Source organism: Micromonospora sp. NPDC047740, from assembly GCF_043204735.1.
Taxonomy (GTDB): domain Bacteria; phylum Actinomycetota; class Actinomycetes; order Mycobacteriales; family Micromonosporaceae; genus Micromonospora.
On record NZ_JBIDCT010000014.1, the window covers coordinates 166130 to 180902 of the forward strand.

At 71.6% G+C, this 14773-nt stretch carries 15 protein-coding genes and 1 pseudogene; 5 read left to right on the forward strand and 11 right to left on the reverse strand.

Translation table 11 applies throughout. From position 1 onward, the window contains the following. Positions 1-68: 68 nt before the first annotated feature. The 7 genes from speB to ACGF4F_RS25515 are packed head-to-tail and all read right to left on the reverse strand — an operon-like array spanning position 69 to position 7843. The gene (gene speB, locus ACGF4F_RS25485; RefSeq protein WP_393080871.1) at positions 69-1082 is read right to left on the reverse strand and encodes an agmatinase; all 1014 of its coding nucleotides are present in this window, start codon (positions 1080-1082) and stop codon (positions 69-71) included. Next, complete coding sequence (locus ACGF4F_RS25490) at positions 1079-2281, reverse strand: saccharopine dehydrogenase C-terminal domain-containing protein (protein ID WP_357436548.1); 1203 nt, start codon at positions 2279-2281, stop codon at positions 1079-1081. Before ACGF4F_RS25490 ends, speB begins: the two co-directional genes overlap by 4 nt. Further along, the gene (locus tag ACGF4F_RS25495; protein WP_357436546.1) at positions 2281-3702 is read right to left on the reverse strand and encodes an FAD-dependent oxidoreductase; all 1422 of its coding nucleotides are present in this window, start codon (positions 3700-3702) and stop codon (positions 2281-2283) included. Before ACGF4F_RS25495 ends, ACGF4F_RS25490 begins: the two co-directional genes overlap by 1 nt. Then, positions 3699-4535 (reverse strand): ABC transporter permease, encoded by an 837-nt coding sequence (locus ACGF4F_RS25500; RefSeq protein WP_073832826.1) that lies wholly within the window; start codon positions 4533-4535, stop codon positions 3699-3701. Before ACGF4F_RS25500 ends, ACGF4F_RS25495 begins: the two co-directional genes overlap by 4 nt. Before the next feature lie 58 nt (positions 4536-4593). Continuing rightward, complete coding sequence (locus tag ACGF4F_RS25505; RefSeq protein WP_357436544.1) at positions 4594-5502, reverse strand: ABC transporter permease; 909 nt, start codon at positions 5500-5502, stop codon at positions 4594-4596. Next, the gene (locus ACGF4F_RS25510; protein ID WP_357437153.1) at positions 5499-6653 is read right to left on the reverse strand and encodes an ABC transporter ATP-binding protein; all 1155 of its coding nucleotides are present in this window, start codon (positions 6651-6653) and stop codon (positions 5499-5501) included. The genes ACGF4F_RS25505 and ACGF4F_RS25510 overlap by 4 nt, the downstream gene beginning before the upstream one ends. A gap of 5 nt (positions 6654-6658) precedes the next feature. Continuing rightward, positions 6659-7843, reverse strand: a complete 1185-nt coding sequence (locus tag ACGF4F_RS25515) for a spermidine/putrescine ABC transporter substrate-binding protein (RefSeq protein ID WP_357436543.1) — start codon at positions 7841-7843, stop codon at positions 6659-6661. A 205-nt stretch (positions 7844-8048) separates the two neighbouring features. On the opposite strand from ACGF4F_RS25515, the gene ACGF4F_RS25520 reads away from it, so the two are divergent. The 4 genes from ACGF4F_RS25520 (at position 8049) to ACGF4F_RS25535 (ending at position 12184) form a co-directional block, all read left to right on the forward strand. After that, a complete protein-coding gene (locus ACGF4F_RS25520; RefSeq protein ID WP_357436542.1) occupies positions 8049-8561 on the forward strand; it encodes an Lrp/AsnC family transcriptional regulator in 513 nt (170 codons plus the stop codon). Between the two features lie 184 nt (positions 8562-8745). After that, a complete protein-coding gene (locus ACGF4F_RS25525) occupies positions 8746-10092 on the forward strand; it encodes an aspartate aminotransferase family protein (protein WP_357436540.1) in 1347 nt (448 codons plus the stop codon). Further along, the gene (locus ACGF4F_RS25530; RefSeq protein ID WP_357436538.1) at positions 10077-10808 is read left to right on the forward strand and encodes a pyridoxamine 5'-phosphate oxidase family protein; all 732 of its coding nucleotides are present in this window, start codon (positions 10077-10079) and stop codon (positions 10806-10808) included. Before ACGF4F_RS25525 ends, ACGF4F_RS25530 begins: the two co-directional genes overlap by 16 nt. Beyond that, the gene (locus ACGF4F_RS25535; protein WP_357436536.1) at positions 10808-12184 is read left to right on the forward strand and encodes an FAD-dependent oxidoreductase; all 1377 of its coding nucleotides are present in this window, start codon (positions 10808-10810) and stop codon (positions 12182-12184) included. The genes ACGF4F_RS25530 and ACGF4F_RS25535 overlap by 1 nt, the downstream gene beginning before the upstream one ends. A gap of 169 nt (positions 12185-12353) precedes the next feature. Here the strand turns inward: ACGF4F_RS25535 and ACGF4F_RS25540 are convergent, their stop codons facing one another. Then, the gene (locus tag ACGF4F_RS25540) at positions 12354-12725 is read right to left on the reverse strand and encodes a DUF3499 domain-containing protein (protein WP_357436534.1); all 372 of its coding nucleotides are present in this window, start codon (positions 12723-12725) and stop codon (positions 12354-12356) included. Between the two features lie 154 nt (positions 12726-12879). Between ACGF4F_RS25540 and ACGF4F_RS25545 the strand changes: the two genes are divergently transcribed. Beyond that, entirely contained in the window at positions 12880-13329 is a 450-nt protein-coding gene (locus tag ACGF4F_RS25545) for a metallopeptidase family protein (RefSeq protein ID WP_091260118.1), read from the forward strand. A 92-nt stretch (positions 13330-13421) separates the two neighbouring features. On the opposite strand, the gene ACGF4F_RS25550 is transcribed toward ACGF4F_RS25545, so the two are convergent. The 3 genes and pseudogenes from ACGF4F_RS25550 to ACGF4F_RS25560 form a co-directional block, all read right to left on the reverse strand. Continuing rightward, entirely contained in the window at positions 13422-13682 is a 261-nt protein-coding gene (locus tag ACGF4F_RS25550; protein ID WP_013284161.1) for a WhiB family transcriptional regulator, read from the reverse strand. 492 nt (positions 13683-14174) lie between these two features. After that, positions 14175-14483 carry a phospholipase gene (locus tag ACGF4F_RS25555; protein WP_357436533.1) on the reverse strand — a complete coding sequence of 103 codons (309 nt, stop codon included), beginning with the start codon at positions 14481-14483 and terminating at the stop codon, positions 14175-14177. 100 nt (positions 14484-14583) lie between these two features. Then, positions 14584-14760 (reverse strand): annotated as a pseudogene (locus tag ACGF4F_RS25560) (DUF4331 family protein); the annotation flags it as partial. Between the last annotated feature and the right edge of the window lie 13 nt (positions 14761-14773).

The window sequence follows — 14773 nt, forward strand, 5'->3', positions numbered from 1 at the left end:
TGCGCAGCCAGGTGTCCGGCCCTGCCTGGCACCGGCCGTGGCGGACCGGACGGGGATCAGCCGGCCCGTCAGCGGCCGTCGAGAAGGGGTTGGCGCGGGTCCCAGGGCGGGCCGCCGACGGCGTCCCGGCGGCGGCGGGCGATCGCCGACAACGCCTCCAGGACCACCCGGTTCCCCAGGTACGCGGTGATGTCGGCGTGGTCGTACGGCGGCGCGACCTCGACCACGTCCACCCCGACCACGGGCAGCTCGTAGCAGCAGCGCCGGACGGCGTCGAGCAGCTGCCGCGAGGTCAGCCCGCCGGGCTCCGGGGTGCCGGTGCCGGGGGCCATGCCCGGGTCGACCACGTCCACATCGACGGAGAGGAAGACCCCCTCGCACTCGTCGGTGGCGATCCCGAACGCCTCGGTCAGGCACTCGTCGAGCCCACGGGCCACCACCTCGGTCATCTCGTACGACCGCATCCGCTGGTCGGCCATCCAGGAGAGCGTCTCCGGGCCGGGCCAGTAGCCGCGCAGGCCGATCTGGAGGAAGCGGTCACCGCGTACCGCGCCGGACTCGATGAGCCGGCGCATCGGCTGGCCGTGCCCGTGCAGCGAGCCGAACTCGATGTCCCCGGTGTCGGCGTGCGCGTCGAAATGCACCAGCGACACCCGGCCGAGCCCGTGGTGCCGGGCGACTCCGGTGGCGTCGGGCAGCGCGATGGAGTGGTCGCCGCCGAGCACGATCGGGATCGCCCCGGCGGACGCGACCGCGTGGACGGCGGATTCCAGCGCGGACAGCGACCGTTCGATGTCGCCGGAGAACATCTCCACGTCGCCCGCGTCGTAGACGCGGAGGTCCTGCAGGCCGTCCACCCGCAGCGCCAGCGACGGGCGGGAGCCGTCGTGCGGCAGGTAGCAGGCCTGGCGGATGGCGGACGGGCCGAACCGGGTGCCGGGCCGGTGCGAGGTGCCGCCGTCGAAGGGCGCGCCCACGATCACCACGTCCGCGTCCGCGTAGCTGACCGGCTCGTCCAGGGTGCACGGGGGCACCCCGAGGAACGTCACGTCGGGGCCGAACATGGGGCCGTAGCGGGTCACCGCTCCTCCATCCCCCACGGCGAGCCGTAGCCGGTCAGCAGGTCGAGGAAGGGCCGCGGGGGCAGCGCCTCCGGGCCGAGCACCCCGGTGCCGGACCAGGTGCCCGTGGCCAGTAGTTCCAGCGCGACGACCGGGTTGATCGCGGTCTGCCAGACCACCGCCTGGTGGCCGTACTCCTTCATGGACCACTCGTTGTCGACCACGTGGTAGAGGTAGACCCGCCGCGGCCGGCCGTCAGCCCCGGTGCCGGTGACGTACGTCCCGGCGCACGTCTTGCCGCGCATCCGGTCGCCGAGCGTGGCCGGGTCGGGCAGGCAGGCGGCCACCACGTCGCGCGGGGCGACCTCGACGCCGCGCACCGACACCGGCCGCGTCGAGTCGAGGCCCAGCTTGTGCAGGGTCTTGAGCACCTCGATGAACTCGTCGCCCAGGCCGTACTTGAAAGTCACCCGCTTGGCCTTCACCCAGCGCGGGATCAGCAGCACCTCCTCGTGCTCCACGTTGACGCACTCCACCGGGCCGATCCCCGCCGGGAACTCGAACACCTCCGGCTCAGAGAACGGCGGGGTGGTGTACCAACCCCGGTCGGCGTCCCAGATCACCGGCGGGTTGAGGCACTCCTCGATGGTGGTCCAGATGGAGAACGACGGGGCGAAGTCGTAGCCGTCGACGGTGAGGTTGGCGCCGTCGCGTACCCCGATCTCGTCGATCTCGGTGAAGAGTTCGTCGGCGGCGTAGCGGGCGAAGACGTCGGACAGGCCCGGCTCGACGCCGATGCCGCAGAGCGCGAGCCGACCGGCCGTGGACCACTGCTCAGCGAGAGCGAACTGGTCGTCGCCGAGCTTCACCCCGGTTTCCGCGTACGGATGCGCGGGGTGCGGGCGGGACAGCGACATCGCCATGTCCAGGTAGTCGGCCCCGGCGGCGAACGCGCCCTCGAAGATCGGCATGACGAAGCGCGGGTCGACCGCGTTGAGCACGTGGGTGATCCGGTGCTCGCGGCAGAGCGCGGCGACCGCCTCCGCCGACGAGGCGTCGAGCGGGGCGGCGACGAACCGGGTGTCGTAATCCGCGATGGCCCGGCTGGCCCGGCCGAGGTCGTAGTCGGCGACCACCATCGTCTCGAAGAAGGAGCGGCGGGCGGCGATAGCGACGGCGGCGGAGCCGACGCCGCCGGCGCCGACGAGCAGGATGCGCATCAGGAATCGAACCCCAGTCCAAGACGATCGAGCGTACGGAGCCACCCGTTGCGCCGCCCCTGGCGTGCGTCGGCGCGGGCGAGCGACCAACGGGTGAGGTTGATGCCGGCGGCGCGGAACGGCTCCGGCGGGAACGGCACCGGCTTGCTGCGCACCAGGTCGAGCCGGGTCAGCGGGGTCTCCTCCCCGCCGAGCAGGTCGAGCATCACCCGGGCGCCGAACCGGGTCGCCCCGACGCCGAGCCCGGTGAACCCGGCCGCGTACGCCAGCCGTCCCTCGTACGCGGTGCCGAAGAACGCGCAGAACCGGGTGCAGGTGTCGATCACCCCGCCCCAGCGGTGGCTGAACCGGAGACCCGCCAACTGGGGAAAGGTGGTGAAGAAGTGCTCGGCCAGGGCGGTGAAGGTGGCCGGCCGCTGCGCCAGCTCCGGGGCCATCCGGTTGCCGTAGTGGTAGACCGCGTCGTACCCACCGAAGAGGATCCGGCCGTCGGCGGTGATCCGGTAGTAGTGGAACTGGTTGCCGACATCGGCCAGGCCCTGCCGGTTCGCCCAGCCGATCGCCTTCCGCTGCACGGGCGTCAGCGGCTCGGTCATCAGCGCGTAGTCGTAGACCGGGACCAGCCAGGCGCGCAGCCGGCGCAGCAGCGGCGGGAACGCGTTGGTGGCGAGCACGACCTGCCGGGCCCGGACCACGCCGGGCACCCCGTCCGGGCCACCGGCCGTCGTCGCGCGCAGCGCGCCGCCGTCCCGGCACAGGCCGGTGACCCGGGTGTGCTCGTGCAGGCGTACGCCCAGGTCGAGGGCGGCGCGGCGGAGCCCCCAGGCGAGCTTCGCCGGGTCGAGCAGGGCCACCCGGTCCCGGTCCCACAGCCCGCCGAGGTACGTCGGCGAGTCCACCTCGGCGCGTACCTCGTCGCGGTCGAGCAGCCGGACGTCGTGGCCGTACCGGCGGGCCAGCTCGGCGTCCTCGGCGAGCCCGGCGAGCTGGTACGGCTCGACGGCGACCGCCAGCTCGCCGGTCCGCTCGAAGTCGCAGTCGATGTCGTGCCGGGCCACCGTGGCGGCGACGGCCGCCAGGTTCTCCCGGCCGAGCCGCTCCAACTCGTCGATCTCGCCGGGGAACCGGTCGACGCCGTTGGTCAGGCCGTGGGTGAGCGAGGCGGCGCAGAACCCGCCGTTGCGCCCCGACGCCGCCCAGCCGCAGGTGCCCGCCTCGACCAGCAGCACGTCGCGGTCCGGGTCGGCCTCCTTGGCCAGCAGGGCGGTCCAGAGCCCCGAGTACCCGCCACCGACCACCAGCAGATCGGCGTCGTGCGGACCGGCCAGCGGCGGCAGCGGGTCGGGGCGTTCCGGTCGGTCGAGCCAGTACGGGACGGGCGCGGCGTCGGCCAACGCCCGGCCGGTATGCGGGAGTTTCATGATCCGCTCATCGCTGATGGGCGGGGCGCGACGGGGGCCGCGAGGGCCGCCCGCCGGGCTCGCCGGCCGCGCAGCGAGCTGGCCCCGACGAGCAGCAACGCGATCACGAACATCGCCGTGCCGATGACGTTGACCTGCGGCGGGATGCCCCGCTGGGCGGCGCCCCAGACGTACATCGGGAAGGTGACCGTGGTGCCGGCGTTGAAGTTCGTGATGATGAAGTCGTCGAAGCTCAGCGAGAACGCGAGCAGCGCGGCGGCCACGATGCCGGGCAGCACCAGCGGCAGCGTGATCCGCCGGAAGGTCTGCCACTCGCTGGCGTACAGGTCCATGGCGGCCTCCTCCAGCCGCCGGTCCATGCCGGCGAGCCGGGCCTTCACGGTGACCACCACGAACGACACGCAGAACATCACGTGCGCGATGACGATGGTCCAGAAGCCCTGCGGCACCCCGGCGGCCACGAAGAGGGCGAGCAGCGAGGTGCCCATCACCAGTTCGGGGGTGGCCATCGGCAGGAAGATCAGCCCGTTGATCCCGGCGCGCCCCCGGAAGCCGTGCCGGACCAGGGCGAACGCCATCAGCGTGCCGAGGATGGTGGAGACCACCGTGGCGATCAGGCCGATCTCCATGCTGCGGATCACGGCGTCGCACATGTCGGAGGTGGCGCAGGGCTGCGTCCAGTTGTCCAGGGTGAACTCGTTGAAGTCGTAGGACAGCCGGCTGGACGGCCGGTTGAAGGAGAGGCCGGCGACCACCAGGATGGGCAGCGAGAGGTAGCCGAGGACGAGCAGAGCCGCGCCCATCACCCACCGGTCGGCCAGCCAACGGCGCATCAGAACTCACCTTCATTCGCGACTGCGGGGCTCCGCTGCACTGTGCTCCTCGCGCACATCACAGCACCTCCTCGGTGCCGGCCTTGCGCAGGTAGACGAAGACGATCGCGAGGATCGCCGCCATCAGCAGGAACGACAGGGCCGCACCCTGCGGGTAGTCCAGCCGGACCAGGAACGCCGAGTCGATGACGTTGCCGATCATGTATTGGTTCGGGGTGCCGAGCAGCTCGGCGTTGATGTAGTCACCGGTCGCCGGGATGAAGAAGAGCAGCGTGCCGGCGATCAGGCCGGGCATGGACAGCGGCAGGGTGACCTTCTGGAAGGCCCGCAGCGGGCTCGCGTACAGGTCACTGGCCGCCTCCAGCAGGCGCGGGTCCAGCCGCTCCAGGCTCGCGTACAGCGGCAGCACCAGGAAGGGCAGGAAGTTGTACGTCAGGCCGAGCACCACCGCCACCGGCGTGGCCAGCAGCCGGCCGTCCGGCCCGAGCAGGTGCACGTCCCGCAGCAGCCCCACCACCCAGCCGTTGTCCGACAGGATGGTCTTCCAGGCCAGCGTCCGGACCAGGAAGCTGGTGAACATCGGCGCGACCACCGCGACCAGCAGCAGGTTCTTCCAGCGGCCGGCCTTCTGGGCGATCCCGTACGCCAGCGGGTAGCCCATCAGCAGGGCCAGCACCAGCGCGATCGCCGAATAGAGGAACGACCGGAGGAACTGCGGCCAGTACGCCTGCAACGCGTCCGGGTAGTTGCCGACGGCCCAGGTCATCGCGTACCCGGTGGAGAGGGATCCGCCCGGGTCGTAGAGGCTGGCCGCAGCGAGCTGGAGCAGCGGCAGGGCGAAGAAGACCAGCAGCCAGGCCGCGCCCGGCAGCAGCAACAGGTACGGCAGCGCCGGGTGGCGTCCCCGCCGGGGTGGCGGCGCTGCCGCCTGCCCCGACGAGGTCGGTACGTGGGCCAACGCGCTCACGAGAGCACACCCACCGGCGGCTGGTCGAGCAGCGGGGTGGTCTGGTCGTCCGCACCGGATTCGCGCGGCAGCAGGAACGCGTGCCGCGGGTCCCAGTGCGCCACCACCGCGGCGCCGAGCGGCAGTTGGCCGCCGACCCCGCTGTTGGCCGAGAACGCGGACAGCTCGCTGCCCCACGCCGTCCGCACCAGATACTGGGTGCTCACGCCGACGTAGGACGCGTCGGTCACCACGCCGCCGACGTGCTGGTGGCCGGCGGGCACCTGCTCGGGGCGCTCGACCAGGTGCAGCTTCTCGGGGCGTACCCCGAGGAAGACCGACCCCCGATCGACCCGGGCCCGCCCGGCGGGCACCGAGAAGCGCAGGCCGTGCGCGGTGACCAGCACGTCGTCCCCGCTCCGCCCGGCCGCCTCGCCGGCCAGCAGGTTGGACTGGCCGAGGAAGTTCGCCACGAACGCGGTGGCCGGGTACTCGTAGAGATCGGCGGGCCGCCCGAGCTGCTCGATCCGCCCGGCGTTCATCACCGCCACGGTGTCGGCCATGGTCATGGCCTCCTCCTGGTCGTGCGTGACGTGCACGAAGGTGATGCCGACCTCGGTCTGGATCCGCTTCAGCTCGATCTGCATCTGCCGGCGCAGCTTCAGGTCGAGCGCGCCGAGCGGCTCGTCGAGCAGCAGCACCTGCGGGTGGTTGATCAGCGCGCGGGCCAGCGCGACCCGCTGCTGCTGGCCGCCGGAGAGCTGCGCCGGCCTGCGCCTGCCGTACCCTTCGAGCTGCACCAGCGCGAGCATCCGCTCGACCTGGTCGCCGACGTTGCGGATGCCTCGCCGGCGCAACCCGAAGGCCACGTTCTCGTGGATGTCGAGGTGCGGGAAGAGGGCATAGCTCTGGAACACGGTGTTCACCGGCCGCTTGTACGGCCGCAGCCCCGCGATGTCCCGGTCGCCGAGCAGCACCTGCCCGCTGGTCGGCTCCTCCAGCCCGGCGATCATCCGCAGCGTGGTGGTCTTGCCGCAGCCGGAGGCACCGAGCAGGGCGAAGAAGGAGCCCTGCGGGATGGTCAGGCTGAGGTCGTCCACGGCGGTGAAGACGCCGAACCGCTTGGTCAGGTTGGCCAGGCGCAGGTCGCCGGCCGGTGTCTCGTGCCCCATCGTCCTCACGCCCCGATGACCTTCTGGAACTTGGCCTCGTACTCCTTCTCCCGCTGCTCGTCCAGGGCCATGAAGCCCCGGGCCTTCGACAGCAGTGCCTCGTCGGGGAAGATGAGCGGGTTCTTGGCCAGGTCCGGATCGAGCTTCTCCATCTCGGCCTGCGCACCCTTGACCGGGCAGATGTAGTTGACGTACGCGGCGAGTTTCGCGGCCACCGCCGGGTCGTAGTAGTAGTTGATCAGCTCTTCGGCGTTCGCCTTGTGGCTGGCCTTGTTCGGCACCAGCATGTTGTCCGACCAGAGCATCACGCCGGACTCCGGCGACACGAACTTGATGTTGTCGTTCTCGAAGCCGAGCTGGATCACGTCGCCCGACCAGGCGATGCAGGCGGCGATGTCGCCCTTGTTCAGGTCCTGGGAGTAGTCGTTGCCGGTGAACTTGCGGATCTGCCCGGAGTCGACGGCCCGCTTGAGCTTGGCCAGCGCGTCGTCGAACTGGGCGGTGGTGAAGTTCGAGGGATCGTGGCCGTTGGACTGCAGCAGCAGGCCCATGGTGTCCCGCATCTCGGACAGGGCGGTCACCTTGCCCTTGAGGTCGGGGCGGGTGAGCAGCTCGTCGACCGTACGGATCTCCTTGGTCACCTTGGCGTTGTACGCGAGGGCGGTCAAGCCGGACTGCCACGGGACGGAGAGCTGGCGGTCCGCGTCGAAGGACGCATTGCGCAGCGAGGGCAGCAGGTTGGCCTCGACATTGGGCAGCTTGGCCTTGTCCAGCTTCTGGATCCAGCCGAGCCGGATCATCCGGGCGGCCATCCAGTCGGTGAGCACCATGAGATCGCGCCCGGTGGGCTGGCAGCCGGCGAGCTGGTTCTGCACCTTGCCGAAGAACTCGTTGTTGTCGTTGATGTCCTCGTTGTAGGTCACCTGGATGCCGGACTTGGCGATGAACGCCTCGACGGTGGGCCGCTTGGACTCGTCCTTCTCGTCGACGTCGATGTACTGCGGCCAGTTGGAGAAGGCCAGCTTCTTCTCCGTCGCGGAGAGATCCTCGCTCTTGCAGCCGGCCTCGGTCTGTTGGGCGCCCTTCGTGCCGCAGCCGGCCAGCGTGCCCGCCGTCGCGAGCAGTGCGGCCGACCCGAGGGTGCCGGTGAGCAGACCACGCCGGGTGAGGGGCCGGAGGGGACTACGCATGTGACGACTCCTAAGGGGCATCGTCGGCGGCGGGACGGGGGAGGCGCGCCGGCGGGAGGGTCATGGCGATGGACGACTGATCCTGACATGGTGTGACCTCCCTTACAAGGGATTCCGTTGTTGGATTAGCCAGCGACCACGAAATACGCCAGACTGCGCCCGGGCACTACGCTCAGCGCGAAGGAACCGGACAGGGGAGCGGTCGATGGCCAACCGGCAACTGGAGAACGGAAACGGGGCGCGCCGTGTCACCGTGCGCGAAGGCGCCAGTCACGTTCTGCTCGACGACGTGGCCAAGCAGATCATCGAGCAGCTCCAGGAGGACGGCCGACGCCCGTACGCGACCATCGGCAAGGCGGTCGGCCTCTCCGAGGCGGCGGTCCGCCAGCGGGTGCAGCGCCTGCTCGACGCCGGGGTCATGCAGATCGTCGCGGTGACCGATCCGCTCCAACTCGGCTTCCCCCGCCAGGCCATGATCGGCCTGCGTACCGACGGGGACCTGGAGGCCGTGGCCGACCGGCTCGCCGACTTCGAGGAGATCGACTACGTGGTGATCACGGCCGGCTCGTTCGACCTGCTGGCCGAGGTGGTATGCCGCAACGACGAGCACCTGCTGGAGATCCTCCAGAAGCTGCGCGGCGTCCCGGGCGTGCTGGCGACCGAGGCGTTCGTCTACCTGAAGCTGCGCAAGCAGACCTACAGCTGGGGCACGGCCTGAGCCTCGCCACGACACGGTCCGGGTACGGATTCCGTTGCCATCAACCCAACAGCACGCTAATTCCGTCGCCTAGACGCCACTGGGCTACCGATCCCACTTGCTTCGGCGGCACGGACTGTGGGATAACCGTGGGCAGAGCGGCCGGTTTCACCCCTTGACCGGCCCGAGACCCGATGGGGCTGACATGGCCAACGCCACCGACCACCTCTGGATGCATTTCACCCGGATGGCCAGCTACTCCGCCGGCGAGGTACCGACGATCGTGCGCGGCGAGGGCGCCTACGTCTGGGACTCGCAGGGCCGCCGCTACCTGGACGGACTCGCCGGGCTCTTCGTCGTCAACGCCGGGCACGGCCGGACCGAACTCGCCGACGCGGCCGCCAAGCAGGCCGCCGAACTGGCCTACTTCCCGCTCTGGTCGTACGCCCACCCGAAGGCCGTCGAGCTGGCCGAGAAGGTCGCCTCGCTGACCCCCGGCGACCTGAACCGGGTCTTCTTCACCACCGGCGGCTCCGAGGCCGTCGAGGCGGCGTGGAAGCTGGCCCGGGCCTACTTCAAGCGCACCGGCCAGCCGAACAAGCACAAGGTGGTCAGCCGCTACATCGCGTACCACGGCACCTCGATGGGCGCGCTGTCGATCACCGGCCTGCCGGGCATCAAGTCCGACTTCGAGCCGCTGGTCCCCGGCGGCATCAAGGTGCCGAACACCAACTTCTACCGGGCCCCCGAGCACGGCGACTCCCCGGAGGCGTTCGGTCGCTGGGCCGCCGAGGAGATCGGCCGCGCCATCGAGCGGGAGGGGCCGGACACGGTCGCTGCGGTCTTCCTGGAGCCGGTGCAGAACTCCGGCGGCTGCTTCCCGCCGCCGCCCGGGTACTTCGAGCGGGTCCGGGAGATCTGCGACGCGTACGACGTGCTGCTCGTCTCCGACGAGGTGATCTGCTCCTGGGGCCGGCTCGGCGAATACTTCGGCGCCACCCGGTACGGCTACCAGCCCGACATCATCACCACCGCCAAGGGCATCACCTCCGGCTACGCCCCGCTCGGCGCGATGATCGCCAGCGAGCGGCTGATGGAGCCGTTCCTCACCGAGACCGGCATGTTCGCCCACGGGGTGACCTTCGGCGGCCACCCGGTCTCCTGCGCGGTGGCCCTGGCCAACCTGGAGGTCTTCGCCCGCGAGGACCTGGTCGGGCACGTCCGGGCCAACGAGGACGCGTTCCGGTCCACCCTGGAGAAGCTCAACGACCTGCCGATCGTCGGGGACGTCCGCGGCGACGGCTACTTCTACGGCATCGAGCTGGTCAAGGACAAGGCGACCCGGGAGACCTTCGACGACGCCGAGTCGGAGCGGCTGCTGCGCGGCTTCCTGTCCACCGCGCTCTTCCAGGCCGGGCTCTACTGCCGCGCCGACGACCGGGGCGACCCGGTGGTGCAGCTGGCCCCGCCGCTGATCGCCGAGCAGCAGCAGTTCGACGAGATCGAGCAGATCCTGCGCGCCGTGTTGACCGAGGCATGGGCACGCCTCTGACCGCCGGCTCGGGGTCGGACGGGGCCGGGACTCGCGACCGCGCGGACCGGCCCCGTCCCGCGGCCGCCGGCGGGGACGGCGCGAGCCGGGCCGCCGTCGGCGGCACCGACCGGACCCGGGTACGCCGGCTGCCCGACCTCGCCGTCCACGACCGGGCGGCCCTGCACGCCGTCCTCGACGCCGGCCGGGTCGCCCATCTCGCCATCGCCGACGGCGTCCAGCCGTACGCGCTGCCCGTCGCGTACGCCCGGGACGGGGAGCGGGTGCTGGTGCACGGCTCCACCGGCAGCCGCCTCTTCCGGCACCTCGCCGCCGGTGCCCCGGCCTGCCTCACGGTCACCCTGCTCGACGGGCTGGTGCTGGCCCGCAGCGCCTTCGAGTCCTCGATGAACTACCGGTGCGCCATGGTGCTCGGCTGCCTCGGCGTGCTCGACGGCGCCGAGAAGCTGGCCGCCCTGGAACGGCTCTCCGAGCACCTGTTGCCCGGCCGCTGGGCGCGGATCCGGCCGCCCTCGGCCAAGGAACTGGCCGCCACGCTGGTGCTCGCCCTGCCGCTCGACGAGTGCTCGGTGAAGATCAGTGCCGGGCCGCCCGACGACCCCGAGGACGACCTCGACCGGCCGGTCTGGGCCGGAGTGGTGCCGGTCGTCGAGGCGTACGGGACCCCGCAGCCCGATCCGCGGCTGCGGCACGACCTGCCCCCGCCGGAGTGGTGATGCGCTACCAGGACCTGTCGTACTGGCTGTCCAGCGTGGACGAGCCGCTGACGCCACGCCCCGGGCTGCCCGGCGACACCGACGCCGACGTGGTGCTCGTCGGGGCCGGCTACACCGGGCTGTGGACGGCGTACTACCTGGCGGCGGCCGACCCGTCGCTGCGGATCGTGGTACTGGAACAGGAGATCGCCGGGTACGGCGCCTCGGGGCGCAACGGCGGCTGGTGCTCGGCCCTCCTGCCCACCTCGCTGCCCGCGCTGACCCGCCGGCACGGCCGCGACCGGGCGCTCGCCATGCAACGGGCCATGCACGAGACGGTCCGCGAGGTCGGCCGGGTGGTCGCCGCCGAGGGGATCGACTGTGACTGGCGGGCCGCCGGCACCGTGGTGCTGGCCCGCACGGAGGTCCAACTCGACCGGGCCCGGGCCGCCGTCGCCGAGGCCCGCGAGCACGGACTGGCCGACGACGACCTGGTGCTGCTCGACGCCGCCGCGGCCACCGCCCGCTGCCGGGCCGAGGGGGTACTCGGCGGCACGTACACCCCGCACTGCGCCGCGGTCAACCCGGCGAAGCTGGTCCGCGGACTGGCCCGGGCAGTGGAACGCCGGGGCGTACGGATCTTCGAGCGGACCCGGGTCACGGCGGTGCGCCCCGGCGCGGCGGTGACCCCCGCGGGGGTGGTCCGGGCGCCGGTGGTGGTCCGCGCGACGGAGGGATTCACCCCCGGGTTGCCGGGGCAGCGGCGGGCCGTCGCGCCGGTCTACTCGTTGATGGTGGCCACCGAGCCGCTCCCGGCGGAAACCTGGGCGGAGATCGGGCTGGCCGAGCGGGAAACCTTCTCCGACTTCCGGCACGTCATTATCTACGGCCAGCGCACCGCCGACGGCCGGCTCGCCTTCGGCGGGCGGGGCGCCCCCTACCACTTCGGCTCCCGGGTCCGCCCCGACTATGACCGGGAGCCCCGGGTCTTCGCGGCCCTGCGCCGGGTGCTGGGCGAACTCTTCCCGGTGCTCGGGCCGGCGGCGCCGATCAGCCACACCTGGGGCGGGCCGCTCGGCGTCGCCCGGGACTGGACCGCCTCGGTGGGGCTGGACCGGGCGACCGGCCTCGCCTGGGCCGGCGGCTACGTCGGCGACGGCGTCGGCACCAGCAACCTCGCCGGCCGTACCCTGGCCGACCTGATCCGGGGCGAGGCGAGCGAGCTGACCGAACTCCCCTGGGTCAACCACCGCTCCCCGCGTTGGGAGCCCGAGCCGCTGCGCTGGCTCGCCGTGAACGCCGGCCTCAAGCTCATGTTCTCCGCCGACGAGGCCGAACTCCGCACCGGCCGCCCGTCCCGCCGCGCCGCCGCCTTCTCCCGCCTCCTCGGCCACTAACCCCCACCCCTCCCGCCCCTCCCCCGCCCCGCCCGAACTCGGTGATCATGAGGTTGGCGGCGTTCTTGATCTCCGTCACTGCCGCCAACTTCATGATCAACGGCGCGGCGGGAGGGAGGAGCGGGGCATGCGCAGGGGGCCGCGGGGGCGGGCGGCGGGGGGTGCGGGGTTAGTGGGTGGGGGGGATGACGCGGAGGTGGCCGCGGCGGCCGGTCTGCTGGGGGCCCTGGGCCACCGCCTGGTCGTTCTCGGGGGGGCGGGGCGGGGCAGGGCGGGCAGCCTCGCGGACCGCCTCGGCCAGCGCGACCAGGTCGTCGGTGGTGGGCGGCGGCGGCTCGAACTCGCCCTCGTGCCGGACCACGTCCCAGCCGCGCGGAGCGGTCAGACTCCGGGCGTGCGGCTCGCAGAGGTCGTACGTGTGCGGCTCGGCGAAGGCCGCCAGCGGCCCCACCACAGCCGTCGACTCGTTGTAGACATAGGTCAATGTGGCGACCGCTTGCCGGGGGCAGCCGTTACGGGAGCAGCGCCGTGGTGACCTCACGGCGGCAGGGTATCTCCATTACCGGCTCCGGCGCACCGCTTCGCGTTGCGACACGCCCGTCTTGGTGATCACAATTCGTCCGATCGGATCATCGGCACGCCGCACCAGCGACGCAACGGCGGGCCAGCCGGTGGTGCGGGCTACCCTGTGCGTCATGACGAGTCCGGAAAACCGCCGCCCCGGCTCCGGCCGGCGCACCCACCGCGACCGCCACGGGCGCGGGCTGCGGGGGCGGCTGGTGCCGGCCACCGTACCGCTGGCCCGGACCAAGGCCGAGGTCTTCGACGACCTGGTGCTGGACACGGTCGAGACCCTCGAACGACGATTCGCCAAGGAACTAGCCGGCGTCGAGTTCGCGGTCGAGGACGTCCCACCGGATCTGAACGTCTACGACTCGGACGTGCTGGAGGACGGCGAGGTTCCGCTGGCCCGCCTGCTGCCCGGGCGCCCCGGTCGGCAGGAGGTGCCACCCCGGATCGTGCTCTACCGGCGCCCGCTGGAGTTCCGCGCCATGGATCGCGAGGACCTCGCGGACCTCGTGCACGACGTGATCATCGAGCAGGTGGCGAACCTGCTCGGGGTCGACCCCGACGAGCTGGCCTGAGCCGCGCCCGCGTTGCCGCACCCCGGCCGGCCCCCACCGGCCGAGCTGTCGGCCCGAGCCGGGCGGCCCCCACCGCCCAGGCCCGGTACGCGTCAGGCGGCGACCCGCCGCTTCAGCTTCCGCCGCTCCCGCTCGGAGAGCCCGCCCCAGATCCCGAACCGCTCGTCGTGCCCCAGGGCGTATTCCAGGCACTCCGTCTTGACTTCACACCGCGAGCAGATTCGCTTCGCCTCGCGGGTCGAGCCGCCCTTCTCGGGGAAGAACGCCTCCGGGTCGGTCTGCGAGCAGAGCGCCCGCTCCTGCCACTCCGGCGCGTTTCCGAGCAGGTCGGCCACCTCGAGCTGGCCGTCCATCAGATGCCTCCTTGTCGCGCACCGGCGTCATCGCCGCTGCAACCCCCCACGCGAAAGGCGTGCTTGTCCGCCCGGTCGCAATTTGTTGCGTTCCGTGCGAACAACCCCATTCAAATTACACGCGTGTAATGCGTGCGCCGTCAAGCCGAACTTGATAATGGAGTCGCCCTCCCGACACGTTCCGGTCGGCCATCTCAGCCGTCCGGGCCTCGCAACCTGCCCTATCGATTCAGACCCCGGACGAGTAACGCCTTCTCCGGCGAGTTGTCCGAAGTTTTCTGCCGTGGCGTACCGGAGTGGACACCGACGGAGGCCCCCGGTGGAGGCTCCGGCGGGCCGTACCCGGGCGGCCGTCGCGACACCGTCCAAGATCAGCATTCTGGTGCGCAAAGATAACGCGGCTCCCGCCGTATCGCCCGTCGAGCCCGGAATCGCCGACCGCGCCCCGTCCAGATCGTGGACGGAGCGCGACGGCGAACGGGACCCGGACGATCAGTTCGCCCCCGGCGATGCGCTGGTCGGCCGGACGAACTCGGCGATCGCGCCGCCGGTGACGGAGATCGGGCCGGCCAGCGTCCGGTCGTCCCACCAGACGGTACAGAGACCCGCCACCAGTACCGGTTCGACGGCACTGTGGAACACCCCGTCGCGGATGTGGCGCTCCCGCACCCCCGAGTGGGGTGCGCGACCCGACCCGGCCGGCCCGGCTGCCACGTCGGTGGCGCTGAGCCCGGAGTGACCGCGGCTGCCGCCGCGTCCCGGGGTGAACGCCTGGCCCACCAACGGCACGGGCAGCGACACGGCCCGCTCGGAACGCCCGACGAACTGGGCGAACCGCTGGTCCTTCGAGGGCAGGCAGCCGGTTCCAGAGGTCCATCCTGGACACCGGCACGACGGTCTCGTTGCCGCTGTTCAGCGACGAGATCGGTCCGGTGTGGTAAAGAAAGCTGCTCGGAATCGTGATCTCGGTGGTGAATTCGAAACGACAGGTGACATCCGGATAACCGTCGCCGTCGTTGTCGATGTGAATCCCGTTCCGGACGTCGTCGCCGAACTCGAAGAAGTTCGGGCCACCCGCCGCCGGCATCCAC